Annotated in this window: 25 protein-coding genes; 11 read left to right on the top strand and 14 right to left on the bottom strand. The window is 63.8% G+C overall.

The window, feature by feature from the left end; genetic code table 11:
- Nucleotides 1–13 precede the first annotated feature (13 nt).
- Genes J0I99_RS19970 through J0I99_RS19940 form a run of 7 tightly spaced genes read left to right on the top strand, consistent with a single transcriptional unit; the run spans nt 14 to nt 4472 of the window.
- Nucleotides 14–757 carry a DsbA family protein gene (locus tag J0I99_RS19970; RefSeq protein ID WP_291399213.1) on the top strand — a complete coding sequence of 248 codons (744 nt, stop codon included), beginning with the start codon at nt 14–16 and terminating at the stop codon, nt 755–757.
- A gap of 12 nt (nt 758–769) precedes the next feature.
- Complete coding sequence (locus J0I99_RS19965; RefSeq protein ID WP_291399212.1) at nt 770–1498, top strand: cytochrome c biogenesis protein CcdA; 729 nt, start codon at nt 770–772, stop codon at nt 1496–1498.
- Between the two features lie 19 nt (nt 1499–1517).
- Nucleotides 1518–2099, top strand: a complete 582-nt coding sequence (locus J0I99_RS19960; RefSeq protein WP_291399211.1) for a hypothetical protein — start codon at nt 1518–1520, stop codon at nt 2097–2099.
- Nucleotides 2089–3063: a hypothetical protein gene (locus J0I99_RS19955; protein ID WP_291399210.1), complete on the top strand. Its 975-nt coding sequence runs from the start codon at nt 2089–2091 to the stop codon at nt 3061–3063. The genes J0I99_RS19960 and J0I99_RS19955 overlap by 11 nt, the downstream gene beginning before the upstream one ends.
- Nucleotides 3060–3554, top strand: coding sequence for a DUF411 domain-containing protein (locus J0I99_RS19950; protein ID WP_291399209.1), 495 nt, complete (start codon nt 3060–3062; stop codon nt 3552–3554). The genes J0I99_RS19955 and J0I99_RS19950 overlap by 4 nt, the downstream gene beginning before the upstream one ends.
- Nucleotides 3555–3561: 7 nt before the next feature.
- Entirely contained in the window at nt 3562–4035 is a 474-nt protein-coding gene (locus J0I99_RS19945) for a cytochrome c (RefSeq protein ID WP_291399208.1), read from the top strand.
- Nucleotides 4032–4472, top strand: coding sequence for a rhodanese-like domain-containing protein (locus tag J0I99_RS19940; RefSeq protein ID WP_291399207.1), 441 nt, complete (start codon nt 4032–4034; stop codon nt 4470–4472). The genes J0I99_RS19945 and J0I99_RS19940 overlap by 4 nt, the downstream gene beginning before the upstream one ends.
- Nucleotides 4473–4485: 13 nt before the next feature.
- Here J0I99_RS19940 and J0I99_RS19935 read toward each other — a convergent pair whose 3' ends face one another.
- Nucleotides 4486–4698, bottom strand: coding sequence for a hypothetical protein (locus J0I99_RS19935; protein ID WP_291399206.1), 213 nt, complete (start codon nt 4696–4698; stop codon nt 4486–4488).
- A 142-nt stretch (nt 4699–4840) separates the two neighbouring features.
- Complete coding sequence (locus J0I99_RS19930) at nt 4841–5227, bottom strand: helix-turn-helix domain-containing protein (protein WP_291399235.1); 387 nt, start codon at nt 5225–5227, stop codon at nt 4841–4843.
- A gap of 94 nt (nt 5228–5321) precedes the next feature.
- Between J0I99_RS19930 and J0I99_RS19925 the strand changes: the two genes are divergently transcribed.
- From J0I99_RS19925 to J0I99_RS19910, 4 genes are all read left to right on the top strand, one after another.
- Nucleotides 5322–6692 carry a phenylacetate--CoA ligase family protein gene (locus J0I99_RS19925; protein WP_291399205.1) on the top strand — a complete coding sequence of 457 codons (1371 nt, stop codon included), beginning with the start codon at nt 5322–5324 and terminating at the stop codon, nt 6690–6692.
- The gene (locus J0I99_RS19920; RefSeq protein ID WP_291399204.1) at nt 6689–7576 is read left to right on the top strand and encodes a cation transporter; all 888 of its coding nucleotides are present in this window, start codon (nt 6689–6691) and stop codon (nt 7574–7576) included. Before J0I99_RS19925 ends, J0I99_RS19920 begins: the two co-directional genes overlap by 4 nt.
- A gap of 84 nt (nt 7577–7660) precedes the next feature.
- Nucleotides 7661–7798: a hypothetical protein gene (locus tag J0I99_RS19915; RefSeq protein WP_291399203.1), complete on the top strand. Its 138-nt coding sequence runs from the start codon at nt 7661–7663 to the stop codon at nt 7796–7798.
- 51 nt (nt 7799–7849) lie between these two features.
- Nucleotides 7850–8017, top strand: a complete 168-nt coding sequence (locus tag J0I99_RS19910) for a signal peptidase II (protein WP_291399202.1) — start codon at nt 7850–7852, stop codon at nt 8015–8017.
- 83 nt (nt 8018–8100) lie between these two features.
- On the opposite strand, the gene J0I99_RS19905 is transcribed toward J0I99_RS19910, so the two are convergent.
- The 12 genes from J0I99_RS19905 to J0I99_RS19850 form a co-directional block, all read right to left on the bottom strand.
- A complete protein-coding gene (locus tag J0I99_RS19905) occupies nt 8101–8832 on the bottom strand; it encodes a hypothetical protein (protein WP_291399201.1) in 732 nt (243 codons plus the stop codon).
- The gene (locus tag J0I99_RS19900) at nt 8825–9112 is read right to left on the bottom strand and encodes a hypothetical protein (RefSeq protein ID WP_291399200.1); all 288 of its coding nucleotides are present in this window, start codon (nt 9110–9112) and stop codon (nt 8825–8827) included. The genes J0I99_RS19905 and J0I99_RS19900 overlap by 8 nt, the downstream gene beginning before the upstream one ends.
- On the bottom strand, nt 9105–9428 hold the full coding sequence (locus tag J0I99_RS19895; protein ID WP_291399199.1) for a hypothetical protein: 324 nt from the start codon (nt 9426–9428) through the stop codon (nt 9105–9107). The genes J0I99_RS19900 and J0I99_RS19895 overlap by 8 nt, the downstream gene beginning before the upstream one ends.
- Nucleotides 9412–11535 (bottom strand): AAA family ATPase, encoded by a 2124-nt coding sequence (locus J0I99_RS19890; protein WP_291399198.1) that lies wholly within the window; start codon nt 11533–11535, stop codon nt 9412–9414. Before J0I99_RS19890 ends, J0I99_RS19895 begins: the two co-directional genes overlap by 17 nt.
- Nucleotides 11532–11834, bottom strand: a complete 303-nt coding sequence (locus J0I99_RS19885; RefSeq protein WP_291399197.1) for a hypothetical protein — start codon at nt 11832–11834, stop codon at nt 11532–11534. The genes J0I99_RS19890 and J0I99_RS19885 overlap by 4 nt, the downstream gene beginning before the upstream one ends.
- Nucleotides 11835–11842: 8 nt before the next feature.
- A complete protein-coding gene (locus J0I99_RS19880) occupies nt 11843–12451 on the bottom strand; it encodes a hypothetical protein (RefSeq protein WP_291399196.1) in 609 nt (202 codons plus the stop codon).
- A gap of 1 nt (nt 12452) precedes the next feature.
- Nucleotides 12453–12851 (bottom strand): hypothetical protein, encoded by a 399-nt coding sequence (locus tag J0I99_RS19875; protein ID WP_291399195.1) that lies wholly within the window; start codon nt 12849–12851, stop codon nt 12453–12455.
- An 84-nt stretch (nt 12852–12935) separates the two neighbouring features.
- On the bottom strand, nt 12936–13178 hold the full coding sequence (locus J0I99_RS19870; protein ID WP_291399194.1) for a hypothetical protein: 243 nt from the start codon (nt 13176–13178) through the stop codon (nt 12936–12938).
- Nucleotides 13162–13644, bottom strand: coding sequence for a single-stranded DNA-binding protein (gene ssb, locus J0I99_RS19865; protein ID WP_291399193.1), 483 nt, complete (start codon nt 13642–13644; stop codon nt 13162–13164). Before ssb ends, J0I99_RS19870 begins: the two co-directional genes overlap by 17 nt.
- Entirely contained in the window at nt 13645–14199 is a 555-nt protein-coding gene (locus tag J0I99_RS19860) for a hypothetical protein (RefSeq protein ID WP_291399192.1), read from the bottom strand.
- A gap of 2 nt (nt 14200–14201) precedes the next feature.
- Nucleotides 14202–14654, bottom strand: a complete 453-nt coding sequence (locus tag J0I99_RS19855) for a hypothetical protein (protein WP_291399191.1) — start codon at nt 14652–14654, stop codon at nt 14202–14204.
- 9 nt (nt 14655–14663) lie between these two features.
- Complete coding sequence (locus tag J0I99_RS19850; RefSeq protein WP_291399190.1) at nt 14664–15050, bottom strand: hypothetical protein; 387 nt, start codon at nt 15048–15050, stop codon at nt 14664–14666.
- Nucleotides 15051–15056 lie beyond the last annotated feature (6 nt).

The raw sequence follows: 15056 nt of genomic DNA, 5'->3' as shown, positions 1-15056 counted from the left end.
TCGGCCAACAGCAATGATGGTCGGGCTCCTGCTTCTGATGGTCGCAACCTTCGGCATGTCGGCAGCCTCCCTGCTGGTCTCGCTCGGCTACCTTGGGACTGCGGCTCCGAGGGCTGACTTCGAGAGCCTCGCCAAGGAGTATCTGCTCAGCAATCCAGAAGTCATTGTCGAGGCGGTCAAGCAGTTGGAGGCGCGTCAGCAGGCGGCCCAGGAGAACGAGCTGACCGCGGTTCTCACCGCCCGCCATGACGAGATCGTCAGTGATCCCACGTCCCCGGTCGGGGGCAATGTCGATGGCGACGTCACGGTCGTGGAGTTCTTTGACTACAATTGCCCCTACTGTAGGCAGGCTGCGCCCATGCTGCAACAGCTGCAGCAGGAGGACAGCGGGCTACGGATCGTTTTCAAGGAGTTTCCGATCCTCGGGCCGGGGTCCCACTTCGCTGCGCGTGCCGCGCTCGCCTCCCAGAAGCAGGGCAAGTACCTTGCCTTTCACAGCGCGATGATGGCGTTCAAAGGCTCGATCTCGGAGAGCTCGACACTGGAGATCGCAGCCAGCATCGGCCTCGACGTCGAGCAGTTGAAGCTCGACATGGCCGATCCTGCGATCGAGGACGCGATCGCGGCGAATTTCGATCTCGCCGATGCCCTTCGATTGTCGGGGACACCCAGCTTCATCTCCGGCAAGCAGATTACTCGAGGCCTTGTCGATCTTGAAACTATGGCGCAGCTGATCGCTGCAGCACGCGCGGAATAGGAGAGAACCGACGTGCTGGACAACATCGGCATTCCAGCAGCATTCCTCGCGGGGATCGTATCCTTCCTCTCGCCCTGCGTGTTGCCTCTCGTGCCCGGCTATATCTCCTATGTGTCTGGCAACGCGCTGAGCGAGATCGGACGGTCGACCTCCACGCGGCTCTCGGCGCTTGGCCTCGGCCTGTGTTTTGTACTGGGGTTCTCATCGGTGTTCGTTGCATTGGGCGCGACGGCGACAGCGCTGAGCCGGGTGCTGCTCTTTTACCGGTACGAAGCAAACCTGGTCGGGGGCGCGATCGTCATCCTGTTCGGCGTCTTCATGACGGGCCTTGTCCCAATGCCGTGGCTAGAACGGGAGTCGCGCTTCCACGGTACCATTCGCGGAGGACGTCCCGCTGGCGCCTATCTGCTTGGGCTCGCCTTCGGCTTCGGATGGACGCCCTGCATCGGACCGGTGCTGGGGGCCATACTCACCGTGAGCGCGGTGTCGTCCACTGCCTCGGCCGGCGTCGTCTTGCTGTCGGTCTACGCCCTCGGACTTGGGCTCCCCTTTCTCCTGTCGACGATCTTTGCCGATGCCTTGCTTCGCCGCCGCAGGCAAGTGGGCCGCCTCGGCCGCTTAGCCCAGGTCGGCGCCGGAGGTGTGATGATCGTCATGGGCGTCGCGATGATCACCGGGACGATGTCGGTCTTATCGTTCTGGCTGCTCGAGAACGTGCCCGCTCTCCAGGCAATAGGGTGAGGCCCTGATGAGGAAACAAATGGAGCAGTGGATCATGAGAAACTGCGCAATTGCCGCGCTAGCGCTCATCGGCTTGGCGTTGATGGCCTTGTCAGTGTCAGTATGGTCGGGGCCCGCCCACGCCGGCACAGGCGGAGATGGTATCCTCCAGGATCGTTTCGAGTACCTGAGCCAGCACGGCAACAGCAACTGCTCGCGCGCGTTCATGGAGTCGATCGCCTCGATGGCACCGACCATGCGGCTGCAGGGCTCCTGCTGCGGCCCGATGGCTGAGCACCGCTATCGCGAGCAAGTTGAAGGCCTGCAGAAATACGCGAGCGTCCCGCTTATTCCCGCCGATCCTTACGACATTCCGGCAGGCATCGCGCAACAGGCAATGGCCTGGTTTGCCGTGGAACTCTCTGCCGAAGGGCAGGCGGCCTACGACTACGCGATGGAGAATTCGGCAGAGCGGGGGCCATGTTGCTGCAAGTGTTGGCGCTGGCAAGTTTACGGCGGGCTCGCGAAGTACCTGATCCGCGAACATGACTTCACCGACGAGCAGGTCGCCGAGCTTTGGGACATGTCGGACGGCTGCGGCGGTGACGATCATGTCCACTAGTCGTTTGTCCTCATCGCTCGAGCCGGTTCCGCTGAACCCGGCGCTATCACGACGGCGGTTCCTGGCCGCCGGGGCGACGGCGGTCGCGGGACTGGTCCTGCACCCTGTCGTGCTCGGCGCCCAAGCCCTGTCCGTCACCGCCCTCGCCTTCGATGGGGGTGACCTCGTGGTCGCCCGCGGCAGCGAGGTGCAGCGCCTCGCCGTGAACGGCAAATGGAATCCGCTGCCCGCCCCCGGCGCGACACCCGTTCTCGCTCTCGCCACTCATGTGGGCCGGCCCGGCCTGGTCGTTGCCGGCCTTGCTTCAGGCGCGGTCGCCGTCTCGGTTGGTGGCGGACGCAACTGGGAGGATCGGAGTTCGGGATTGCCGGGCGGACGGGTAGCTGCACTCACTGTGGCTGCGACGAAGCCGGAGACCTTCTACGCATCCGTGCTGGGCGACGGCCTGTGGCGGAGCGAGGATGAGGGGCGCACCTGGAGCCTTGCCATGGATCGGCCGTGGCTCAACGAGCAGGAGCAGGACGTCGTTGCTCTTGCCTCGGTAGAGCTCGCGACCGGCATGGGCGGCATCTGGATCTATGCCGGCACCAATGTCGGATTGACCCGGGTCCCGGATTGTTTCTGCCGCTGGCAGGACGTTCAGCCCGGAGACGCGATGGACGCGCTCGCCTCGGGCGGCGCACCGAAGAGCGCGGCGCCACTGCCTAAAGGCGAAATTGTCCAGGCACTCGTGAGCGCGCCCGCGAAGCCCGAGACGCTCTACGCGGCCCTGCCTTCCGGCCTCTGGAAATCAGAGGACGCGGGAGTGGTGTGGTCGCGCCTCATCGCAGGACGCAGTTCGGCGATCGCCGTTCACCCCACGAACCCTGCCCATGTCGTCGCCGAAATAGACGGTGTTCTACAACGGACCGCCGACGGCGGCACTCGCTGGTCAACACTGCCCCCAAACGGAGTACTTCAATGAACAAATCGCTGATCGTCGCCGCGGCCGTTTTCGCTCTCGCAGCGGGAGCCGCCATGGCAGCCCAGACCACACCACAAGATAAGGCGCAAGCCGCCGCAGGCATCTCGGTCGCATCCGCCGCGCCATCGAAGGAGATCACGATCTGGCGCGACCCGGGCTGTGGTTGCTGCAACACCTATGCCGAGTATTTGCAGAAGCACGGCTACGACGTGACGCTGGTCGACGACGCCGACTTCGCCCAGCGCTCGGTCGCCGCAGGTGTTCCCGAGCAGGGGCTCGGTTGCCACCTCGCCCAGATAGACGGCTACTATGTCAGCGGCCTCGTCCCAGTTGACATCATTGAACGGCTCGTCGCCGAACGCCCGGATATCGCCGGCATCACGTTGCCTGGGATGCCCGCCAATGCGCCCGGCATGGCACCGGACAAAACCGGCATCTTGAAGACCTACGCCTTCGGCGACAGCGGGATCAGCGTATATTCCAACGAGTGAGGAAACGATGCGCTGGAGACTGATCGTTCCAGTAGTGACAGTGGCGGCGCTGATCGCGCTGGCTGCCGTTGTGCGGGGTCAGCCGACTGGGCTGCCCGAAGGGCTTACCATTCTTGGCGAGCCGGTGACGGTCGAGCAGGTGGCACTCGGGCGCACAGTTTATGCGGAGAACTGCGCTTCCTGCCACGGTGCGAACCTCGAGGGGCAGCCGGACTGGAAGCGGCGGCTCGACAATGGCCGGATGCCGGCGCCCCCGCACGACGAAAGCGGGCACACCTGGCACCATTCGGACAAGGCCCTCTTCAGGATCACCAAGGGCGGACTAGGGGCGGTGGTTCCTGACTATGAGAGCGACATGCCGGCGTTTGGAAGCAAGCTCTCTGACGAAGAGATCGCCGCCGTGCTCGCTTACATAAAGAGTACCTGGCCGGATCGCCCGAGAGCCTACCAGGCTGAACGATCGCAGGATGATCCGCTATGATGAAATCCGTGATCGAACGTAGCAATCGCCGGACCTTCCTTGGACTTATCGCGAGCGTGATATCCATCGCGGCGATTGCTCCTTCCGGTGCGTCATTTGGCGCCGAGCAATCCTCGCCGGCGCTCCAAACCATCACAAGTGCTCAGTTGGCGCAGCGGCTGCGCGAAAAGAACTTCGTTCTCGTGAACGTCCACGTTCCCTACGAGGGCGAGATCTCAGGGACGGATGTATTCATCCCGTTCGACCAGATCGGCCAAAACCTCGATCTCCTGCCGGCGGACAAGAGCGCGGAGATCGTTCTCTACTGTCGGAGCGGCCGTATGAGCGAGATCGCGGGCAATGAGCTGTCAGCGATAGGCTACACCAACGTGTCCCATCTTGCCGGCGGCATGATCGACTGGGCCGCATCGGGGAACGAAGTCCTCCGGCGCAGGTAGCGTCTCGAACCGATCATTTGCGCCCCCGCCGGCGAAAAGGGGCATCGATCTCACGATACGCCTTTGTTACTGGACGTTCGCCGGCCTGTGCGCCGGACCTCTCCTGGTCGAGCTTTTCGAGCGCCGCCAACATGAAGTCGGCAATATCCAGCCGATCCTCTCGGCAAGCGCACTTCAGCGCATCGAGAACGACACGTTCAAGGTTTGAAGTCTCACGGATGATCACGTTTTCGACTCCTACCGATCCGGAAAGCGTGCTCCTTTCCACGATGGGAAGGTCAAGTCACAACGTCGTGTCGAAAGCGATGTTGGGTGGCCCCCAAAAACCAGCCGTCGGGTTCGCGGTCAGCCAAACGGCCCGACCAACGCTATCGAGCGAGCGCTTCAATGACGCGGCATTGTGCGACGACCCCTTTCCGGCATTCAGACACCATGCGCGAGAGTTCGGCCTGCAGGTTCTGCAGCTTGGCGATACGGCTTTCGACTGCCTCGAGCTGCGCCTGTGCAATGCGGCTCGCGGCCTCGCAGGAGGCCTCGGGCTGTTCCTGCAGGGCAAGCAGAGTGCGTATGTCGGCCAGCTCAAACCCAAGATCGCGGGCATGTCGGATGAAGCCAAGGCGACCAGCGTCTTGCTCGGCGTAGGTGCGCCGCCCGTTCATCTGACGGCCGGGCTTGGGCAGCACGCCGATCCGCTCGTAATAGCGGATAGTCTCGATGTTTACGCCGGTCTCGCGCGATAGGTCCCCGATCTGCATTTTCACTCTTGCTCCTGTAGTGACTACAGGATGTAGGCTGTTGGGCAATTCACTGCAAGGGCGCGTTCGGCATACCGAGAAAGGAGGCCTTCGCATGGGTGAGGACCTGCTCGGTCTCGTGCTCGATGTCCGGCGCGCAAAGAAGCAAGGGCCTGAGGGCATAGCCCGCCGGCAGCGCGAGCGCCTGGGGGCGATGATCGCGCTCGCGAGGACCAAATCACCCTACTATGAGCGGCTTTACGCCGATCTGCCGGAAGGGACTGCAAGCGTGGAGCTGCTGCCCACGACCGACAAGAAGGCCCTGATGGGTGCCTTCGACGAATGGCTCACCGATCGGTCGGTGCATCTCTCCGAAGCACAGGCCTTTGCCGACGACGCTACCAAGGTCGGCGAGCCGTTTCACGGCCATACGCTCGCGACCACTTCGGGCACTAGCGGTACCAAGGGCATTTTCCTGTCTGATCGGCACGCACTTACCGTCACGCAGGCAATCGCAGTTCGCGCGATCACGAGCTGGCTGTCGTTCGGTGATTTCGTGAGAATCATCGCCAGCGGCGGGCGAATGGCGATGGTGATGGCCAAGGGCGGGCACTTCGCCTCGGCAGTGGGAGCGGCCGGAATCAAACGCCGGCTCAAGGAAAAGCTGCTGCAGCTCTCGGTGCACGATCCGATTCCGGAGATCGTGACCAAGCTCAACGAGTTTCGGCCGGCGCTGATTGCACCGTATGCGAGCATTGCTTCGTTGCTTGCAACCGAGCAAGAAGAGGGGCGGCTCCATGTCCATCCGGTCCTCCTGACACTTGCGGCCGAGGGCCTCGCGCCCGAAGAATACCTGCGCATCGCACGCGCCTTTGGCGCGAAAGTAGGGAATACCTACGCCTCAACTGAAGTGCCCTTCCTAAGCGCCAGCTGCGACCACGGCTGGCTGCACGTGAACACCGACTGGGCCACGCTCGAGCCGGTCGATGCAAGCTACAAGCCGGTGCCCAAAGGCCACGTCTCACACACGGTGCTGGTGAGCAACCTCGCAAACCGCCTGCAGCCGGTGCTGCGCTACGATCTCGGCGATAGCGTCGTCGAGCGCCCTGACCCCTGCCCTTGCGGCAGCCCTTTCCCGGCGATCCGGGTGCAGGGCCGCACCTCCGATGTCGTGCGCCTTGTTGGCCGGGACGGGCAGGACGTGGCTATGCCGCCGATGGTCTTCTCAACGCTGCTCGATCCGGTGCCCGGCATCGATCTCTACCAGGTGGTGCAGACCGCGCCCGATGCGCTGCGCGTGCGCATGAGGGTCTCCGGCGACCCTGTCGTGGTGTGGCGGCGGGTCGAAGGCGACATGCGGGACTTGCTCAAGCGCCATGGCCTCGAGCACTTGCGGCTCGAGCGCGGCGATGAAGCGCCCGAACAAACCCAAGGTGGCAAAGTCCGCCCGATTATTCCCTTCAAACCCAAAGGACCTAGCCCATGAGTGCTGCTGCGACAGCCCGCTATCACGTCACAGGCATGGACTGCGCCTCCTGCGCGGCCAAGATCGAAGGCGCCGCGCGAAAAGTCTCTGGCGTCTCCGACGTGAAGGTGTCAATCGCCTCACAGATCATGACCCTCGAGGTCGACGATCCTGCAGTCCGCCTGCCGGTGGTCGAAAACGCGGTTACCGAGCTCGGCTATCAGCTCGACCGTCTCGACGGGCCAAAGGCCTCGGGTGGCGAACACGACCATGACGAGGACGGCGATGACGACGACGATCGCATCCCTGACCTGTCGCATGTGACGCCGGCTTACAAGCGGGCACTGTGGATCGTCGTTCTGCTGAATGTCGGTTACGGCGTGGCCGAAATCGGAGGCAGCTTCCTTGCGGGTTCGCAAGCCTTGCAGGCCGACTCCCTAGACTTCATTGGGGACGGTCTGATCTCGTTCCTCGGCTTGATCGCAGTCGGGTGGGGCCTTGCAGCCCGGGCCCGCGCGGCGCTGCTGCAGGGCATCTTTCTTGCCTTGCTTGGCTTCGGCGTCATCGGCTCGACGCTCTACCGGGTGTTTGTGGAACACGAGCCCCAGACGCTGCTGATGGCGGGTTTTGCGATCGTCGCCTTCGTCGTCAACGTACTCGCGGCTTTGGTCCTGATTCCGCACCGAAAGGGCGACGCCAATATGCGCGCGGTGTGGCTGTTCTCGCGCAATGACGCGATCGGCAACCTCGCGGTGGTTGTTGCGGCCGGTCTAGTATGGGCGCTGAATTCGCCTTGGCCGGATCTGATCGTAGCATTTGCCGTGGCGGGCCTGTTCCTGCAATCCGCCTGGTCGATCATCAGAGATGCCCGGTCAGACCTAAAGACGGCGCGCGGGGCTGCGTGATCGCACGGCTGGTTCTCTTGGCCGCGATCGGCGGCATCGTCGCCATTGATCTTGGAACCAAGGCCTGGGTGTGATGACGCTGTCTTGCCGTTCTTCGCTCTGCGCCTGGGCTTCAACACCGGCGTGAGCTTCGGCATCCTGGCGGCCGAAGGCGTGCACGGCTACGTGGTTCTGCTCATGCTCGCGCTCACAGTGTCGACCTTCTTCCTGGGGCTGGCCTAATGGGCCCGCAGGCCGCTCGATCGGGCTGGGTATGGTGCAATGGGTGGCGCGTTGGGCAACCTGATCGATCGCCTGCCCGATGGCGCGGTCACCGATTTCTTGGACCTGCACGCGGCGGGCTGGCACTTCGCAGCGTTCAACATTGCCGACGTGGCGATCACGACCGGTGTTGGCCTGCTACTCTGGGCCGCTCTCATCACCGGCAACGGAATTCCGTAGTCGAGGCGATCCTTATTTCGGACCCATACATTCTTGCCGCTGCGGAAGCTGCGCCGACCGATATGCCCAATCTTGCATTTCGACTAGTCGCCAGCACCCGCTTCCGATACGTCCCGATCAGAGATCACTTGGGACCGCCCATAGCTCGCCCCTGGCCATCTTTCGGCAAACTCGGGATAGCGCAACAGGTCATAGTGTACCGCCAACGTGTCCAGCCCACACAGCACCTGGTTGAGCATCAGCTCCCAGTGCGCCTCCGCCTTCTTCTTTTGCCGCCGACGCTCAGCCCCGCTCTTTGCCTTTCGCTTGGGCTTCGGCGCGTCCAGCAGCCACTGGTCGTTGATCAGGAACGCCTCGAGCAGATTGAAGGTCCCGCGAGGCATGTTGTCCCGCAGGCGACCGATCGACTGCATGGCGTAGATCTTCACGTCCGCGACCGTGCTGCGGCTGCCGCCACCACCGCCACTGTCACGGATCGGCTTGGCCGACAGTGTCGACAACTGGGCGCGCTCGATGTCGTCGCGGAACCGGAAGCCCGCCTCGGCGCGCAGCATGGCGAGGTCTTTGTCCTCGCCTGGCCGCGCTAGCTGGTCGGTGAAGAGCAGGTTCTCGAATGGGGCGCCGGTCGCCTCGAACGGAGTGATGGTGCGCACTTTGTCCGCGATGGCGCGGATCCTCGCCGTGCGCCCCTCCATGCCCGGCAAGCTGGCGTGGAGCTTGCCCTGCTCTCGCCCCGTGACAGGCACGAGGGGCGAGCCCTCGCGGCCCTCGCGCAGTGCCTTCAGTCGGTTTGCGATGCTGTCTTCTTCAGCCACGGACCTGATCCTTGGTAAGCGGCAGGGGGGTCCAGTCGATGCGGTCGAACATGCCGCGATCGAGTGGCTTCCCATCTGCACCGATGCGAATTGCCTTGAGTTCGTTCAGGGCTGCCTGGCGATCGTCGTGCGACATGGCCGACCGGTTCACCCAGGGCGAGCGATTGACGATGCCGGCTAGCTGCTTCGTGCGCAGCTTGGTCCAGTGGCCGATCGTCGAGAGGGAATGTCCTTTGAGCCAAAGGACATACACCTGGTACTTGACGCGCTCGTCATGCATCGCGGAGGGCTCCGAAGAACCCGAACTCGAGCTCGGGGGTGCCGTGCTGCGCGATTTTCCGCGCCACCTTCTCGGGCTTCTTCCACTCCTTGCTCGGCAGCGTGACACGCCGGTTCAGGATGGGCACGAGAGCGCGGGCCGCTGCTGCCTCGGCCGCGTCGCGCGACGGGAAGCAGTCGACGTTGTTCGCCGCATCGACCAGCCAGTAGATCCCCTCGAACGGGATCTCTAGCCGGCATGCGAACATGTCGTTGAACTTGCGGTGCGGAAACACCCTGATGCGATAGCGCTCCGGCAACTTAGAACCCGAGGTCACTGATCAACTCCTCTTGGATAGCCCCATTTTCCTGCGCAGCCGCGCCCTCGGCCTCATCGGGCACGCGCACTGCTTCCTTCGCCCACCGCGGCAGTCCGAGGTCCCAGGCGATGCCCAACGTCATGTCGCGGTCGATCATCCCGAGCTTCACCAGCTTGTCACCGCTGCGAGCGATCGCACGGGTGACCACGTCCTTGCGCCGCGCCTCGTTCTCCTCGGGGGTGGCGTCCGGGAGATCGGTGTAGGTCCACTTGCGCATGAGCTCGGCGAACACCGCTGGCCACGGCACGACCTTCTGAACCTGCTTGGGCAGCTGCAGCCCCTGGTGAGGGTCGATGCCCTGCGCGTCGATGGCTGTCTTGATGCTGCGATAGAGCAGCTCGTCATTGTTGGTGAGGCGAAGGCGTTCCATCGCCTGCTGCTCGCGACCGCCCTTGGCGGGCTCGTCGACCACGCACGACGTGACCATGTCGCCATCGGCATCGTACCCGACCTCGACCTGCTTCAGGACGAAGTGCCAGCTCACGCCGTCGGCCCCCTCCTTGTCCTTCACAAGCTCGACCCTGCGGTTCCACCGGCCGTTGGCGTCCTTCGTCTCGCCCTTGGAGACCAGGAGCACATTGTCGACGTTCGCGCGGATGGAGGTGTGCCCCCGCAACTTCTTCCCGTCGGCGTTCATGTGGTGGACGATCACCAAGACGGTCTCGCATTCCTTCGCGATGCGTGAGGCGCGAGCGAGGATCTTGCTGACCTCACCGCCGTCGTTCTCGTTCGCGCCCGGCGTGGCCGTCGCGAAGGTGTCGATCATGATCACGCCGATGGGCAGGCCGTAGTAGCTGCGCCAGGCCTTGCACTCAGCGATGAAGCTACTCGCATGGTCATCGCTGTTGTGGAGGTCGAGCTCGCCCGGCAGCAGTACAAACGGCACGTCCTCCTCGATCTTGTGCTCGATCTTGTAGGCGCGCATGCGCTTCTTCAGCCCGAGCCCGCCCTCACCGGCCTGGTATATCGCCAGGCCCCTCTCCACCTTGCGGCCCTGATAATCTGTGCCCCTCGCGATCGCGAAGGACATGTCTGTGGCGAGGAACGACTTACCCGAACCCGACTCGCCGCCGATGATCGCCACGCCGTATTTGGCGAGCAGACCCTTGATCCGGTGCTCGTACTCACGGCCGGGTTCGTTCATGCGCGACCACTCAACCGCGCCGAACCGCGACTGAGGAGGGCGCGGGCGCCAATCCGGCATCTTGTCGGCCAGAGCGAAGAACTGCTCGCGCGTGCCGCCCTGCTGCACCCACTCGTGGATGTCGTCCTTCGCCTTCTTGGCGGGAAGCTCCATCACGCGAACGCGCTTGGCGACGCCGCGCACCGACGAGGCAACCAGGTCGGCGTGGTTCCGGCCGGACACGTCGTTGTCGGGGATGATGATCAGGTCTGCGCCGCGCAGCAGCTCGGTGAACGCATCCTCCCACTTCTCCGCCCCCATCGCGTTGGTCGTGCCCTCGAGGCCGATCGAGACCGCGGCCTTCACCGCCTTCTCACCCTCGACGAACACGATCGCCTCGCCACGAGCGATGGCTGCGAGGATCTCGGGCAGGCGATACAGCACTCGCCGTACGTCGCGGATGTTCCACACCCAGCCGTCGCCCTTGGCGTCAGGGTGACCAGGCTCCTTGCGGCGCTGCCGGAAGGTCTTCTTGCGCTTGCCCGACTCGGGGTCGATCTCGCCGTTCTCGAACCGGCAGACCTCGTAGAGCTCCTTGCCGTTCTCGTCGGTGTAGCTGAAGCGGGCGACGAGTTCGCCGAGCCCGCCCTTCTTCTGCTGGTGGGATTTCTCGCGGTCCGGGATGGGGAAGCCCTTGGCCTTGAGCCACTCGAAGGCGTCGTTGCCCTCGAGGCTCAGTTCCTGCTTGATCAGCGCGAGGACGCCACCGCCCTCCTTCACGCGATGGTCGAACCAAGTGCCCTTCTCCAGGTCGACGGACCGCTTCCCGCTCTCGCCCCACCGGAGCTCGATGCCCTCCTTGCTGTGGGCTGGATTTGGGTCACCCCACAGCTCGCGGGCGACGCCCTCCATCATGGGGCCGAAGTTGATCTCCTCGCTCATTCTGCGGACGCCTTCTTCTCGTCGAGGATAGCGTCGATACGGGCGACCACCCCGCCCGTGGGCAGTGAGCCCCGTTTGCGCCGCACCGCCTCGCAGAAGGACTTGAAGCCCTCGGTGTCGCGGAGAATGTAATGGAAGGCGTTGACGACCGACCGCATGGCGAGCATCTCGCGGCGGTTCCTCTCCGGCGTGACGCCGCCGTTATTTCTGTCGCGCCACTGCAGGTGGAATGTGACGGACTGGCCGTAGTCCTCCTCGAGAAAGAGGACGACTTCTGAAATCGGGATTTGCTTCGACATGGCCGGCCTCAGAACCCCGCGAGGCGAGGCTGCTTGCGCCCGCCCTTCCGGAGCCAGCGATGGGACGGCTCGCCGTCGTATCCCTGGAGGAACACGGCGATCACATAGTCGATCGCGCCGGAGTTCGGTTTGTGCCCTGCTACGATCATCGCGCCGGGCGGCATCGAGGGCTTCGGCGTGACGTTGTAGATGCGGTAGAGCGGCAGGCTCTCGAGGAAGTGGCTGCGCTCCTCGCCGAACACCCAGCTGGCTTGCATCACGATGGCGAACTTGCGTCGAGCGAGCCGGAGGCCGTGCCGGATGTACGGGTACGGCTCTTCGTTGCAGAGCTTGAATGGCGGGTTTGTGCAGATGTTGTCGACCTCGTCGCTCGACTGCAGGAAGTCTTCCTCCTGCTCGATGATCGGAAAGCGGGCAATCAGATCGCGCGCCTCGACGGTGTAACCGGCTGAGCGAGCGGCGTTGACACAGTTTCCCATGCCGGCGCTCGGGTCGCGGATAACGCCCTCGAAACGCTCGCGGGCAAAGAACCTCTCCCACACCCAGGTCGGCTCGACATACCAGTCGTTGGGGTCACGCTCCCAGACGTGCGCGTTCTTCTTCTTGGTCTTCGGCATGTCAGCGTCCCGACGCGAGGCGGAAGGTCTGGGACACGCCCTCGAGCAGGCCATCCTTGCGACCGACCACGAGGCCATTGGCGATCAGAGCGCGGGCAGCACCTGGTGGGAATGGTCGGTGGTCTGGTTCGGTGTGGTAGAGATAGCCCCCTCCGACATTGACTGCCTCGTCGCTGTCGCTGGCGGTGCGCACCAAGATCTTGCCGACCAGTTTCGGCATGACGCGGAGCGCCCGCTTGAGGCCGGCGTCCATCTCGGCATAGGAGAGCTTGGCGAGCCCGTCCGGTGTGATGGCGAAGAGCTCCTGCTCTCGCCTCACCAGCCCTCGCTCGGCGGCCCAACGGAGCGGGACGTAGCGAGGGGAGACCTTCTGCGGACCCTCCTTCTTGAGCTTCGCCAACAGGTTAAGCCGCGGACCTATCACGTCCTCGGAGAGAGAGCACCCCTTCTTAGTCATTGCCTCTTGCCCCAACAAATGGCGGAGCTATTCGCCCCAGCCGATCAGGCCGAAATACAGGTGGCCGTTCCTCCGAAGCAGGCGGGCAATCTCCGCCGGCGTCGACTTCAGCCCGGTCGCCTCTAGCTCCCAGGCGATGTCCTCCGGCTTCATTCTCCGCTTCGCCATCTGGTCGATGCGGTCCATGTCCGCCAGGGAGAACTTCAGGTTGAGGTGGGCGGTTGTGCGCTCGCCCACCTCGACGGGTCGACCGTCAGAACGGAATATCATCGTCCATCGACCCACTATCGAACGCCGGCTGGCGCTGCTGTTGGCTACGGCCGCCACCGTTGCCGCGGTTGTCGCTCTGACGGTCGTTGCTGCCGCGGTTGCCGTCGCCGTCGCGGTTGCCGTCAAGCATGGTCAGGGTGGCGTTGAAGCCCTGGAGGACGACCTCGGTGGAGTATCGGTCCTGGCCGTTCTGATCCTGCCACTTGCGGGTCTGCAGCTGCCCCTCGATGTAGACCTTGGCGCCCTTCTTCAGGTACTGCTCGGCAACCTTCACGAGGCCTTCCGAGAAGATCACCACGCGGTGCCACTCGGTCTTCTCCCGGCGCTCGCCGGAGTTCTTGTCCCGCCAGCTCTCGGAGGTGGCGATCGACAGGCTCACCACCTTGCCGCCATTGCCGAGATTGCGGACCTCGGGATCCTGCCCCAGGTTGCCGACGAGGATCACCTTGTTGACGCTACCCGCCATCTATGCCGCCCTCAGTTGGGAGAAGCGCTTGGCGTTCTCCGGGTCGTAGAAGTGGACGCCCCATGCCCAGACGGCTAAGGCGTCGGTTTGGTCGAGGCTCGTGACCGACTGGTCGATGAACCCCAGCTCGATGCAGCGCTTGCGCGCGAGCATCTTGAGCTGTTCGCTGTCTAGCCGGGGGCGCTTCTCGCCCCGCTTCACTGGCGTCCGGGGGATGAAGAAGGCTCGAACCGTAGACTGGTTGATGACCTTCACCCGGAAAACGCTGTTCTGCCTGGCATTGCACCGGAGGCACGCCTGGATCCCGTTGAGGAGCTCCGTGGTCTTCGCCGTGGTGTTCTTGCCCAGATGGAGGGGTGCCTCCATGCAGATCGCTTGCGGCCGGTACTCTCGGATGGTGTCGTGCATCCATCTCCAAGCACCGGCGAAGTAGGCCTCATGCTCCGATCCGGGGTCGGCGAACCTGGCGTTCCCCGAGACCGGCATCTGGTCGGTGGACCCGAAGGCCCACCCGAACTTTGAGGCCGCGTCGATCGCGAGCAGCCTGAGAGCCATGATCAGTTGATCGTCTGATCACCGTTGAGGATCGCTTCGCCCTCAGCCTGCTCGGCGGCTTCGTTGGCCTTGGCAGGGTCCTCCGGCGGAGTGAACTCGGGCTCGAACTCGCTGCCGTCGTCTTCGTCTTCTTCGGAGAACATGTCCGTCTGGACCGGTTCCTTGTACTTGGCAAAGACCTCGGCCAGGCTCTCGAACAGGGGCTTGTGATCCTCGTCGAGTTCCTCCTCGAGGGCGTCGATCTGCCCCTCGAGATCGCGGCGCTTCAGGATCTTCGCCAGCACCTTGCGCGGGATGCCGTGCTCCTTGGCCTCGTCGAAGGCTTCCCTGATCTCGTCCCGCTTCTTGCGGGCGAAATTCATGTGGGTGGCCTTGCTGTTGGCGATTTCCGCCTCCAGGCCTTCGATCGTCTGGATGAAGGCCGAAACCTCATCCTCGTCGAACATGTTGCTCATCGGTTCCCTTTAGTGGGTGGCGCCGAGGACTTGCCGCGCATGCTGGAGCGCAGCTTCCGCCTCAGCGATCGTGCTCGGATCCATGCGCAGACCAGCGCGCCGAGCGACTTCAAGCTCACTCTCCAAGCCCTTCATTTCTTTGGTGAGTTCGCGAATGACGACGTTCTGCAGCGCGCGGAAAATGCGCGTGGAGACGTCCTTGACCCGCTTTCTGGAGATGCCCTCTACTGCGCCGACCGTCAGGTGCTTGTCGCCATCGGCGATCGCCTTCCAGGCGTCCGCCTTGTTGAGGCCCAGGTTGGCTGCAAAGCGCCGCTCCAAGCCTTCCACCCACGCAGTCGCCGTCACGAGGTCATCGGCGGCCGGGGCGGTCGGTAATGAGATCGAAAAGCTCATGGTCTT

It is taken from the genome of Devosia sp. (genome assembly GCF_017307495.1).
Taxonomy (GTDB): domain Bacteria; phylum Pseudomonadota; class Alphaproteobacteria; order Rhizobiales; family Devosiaceae; genus Devosia_A.
Note: the sequence above shows the minus strand (reverse complement) of the source record. Positions and strands in the feature narration are given on the sequence as shown.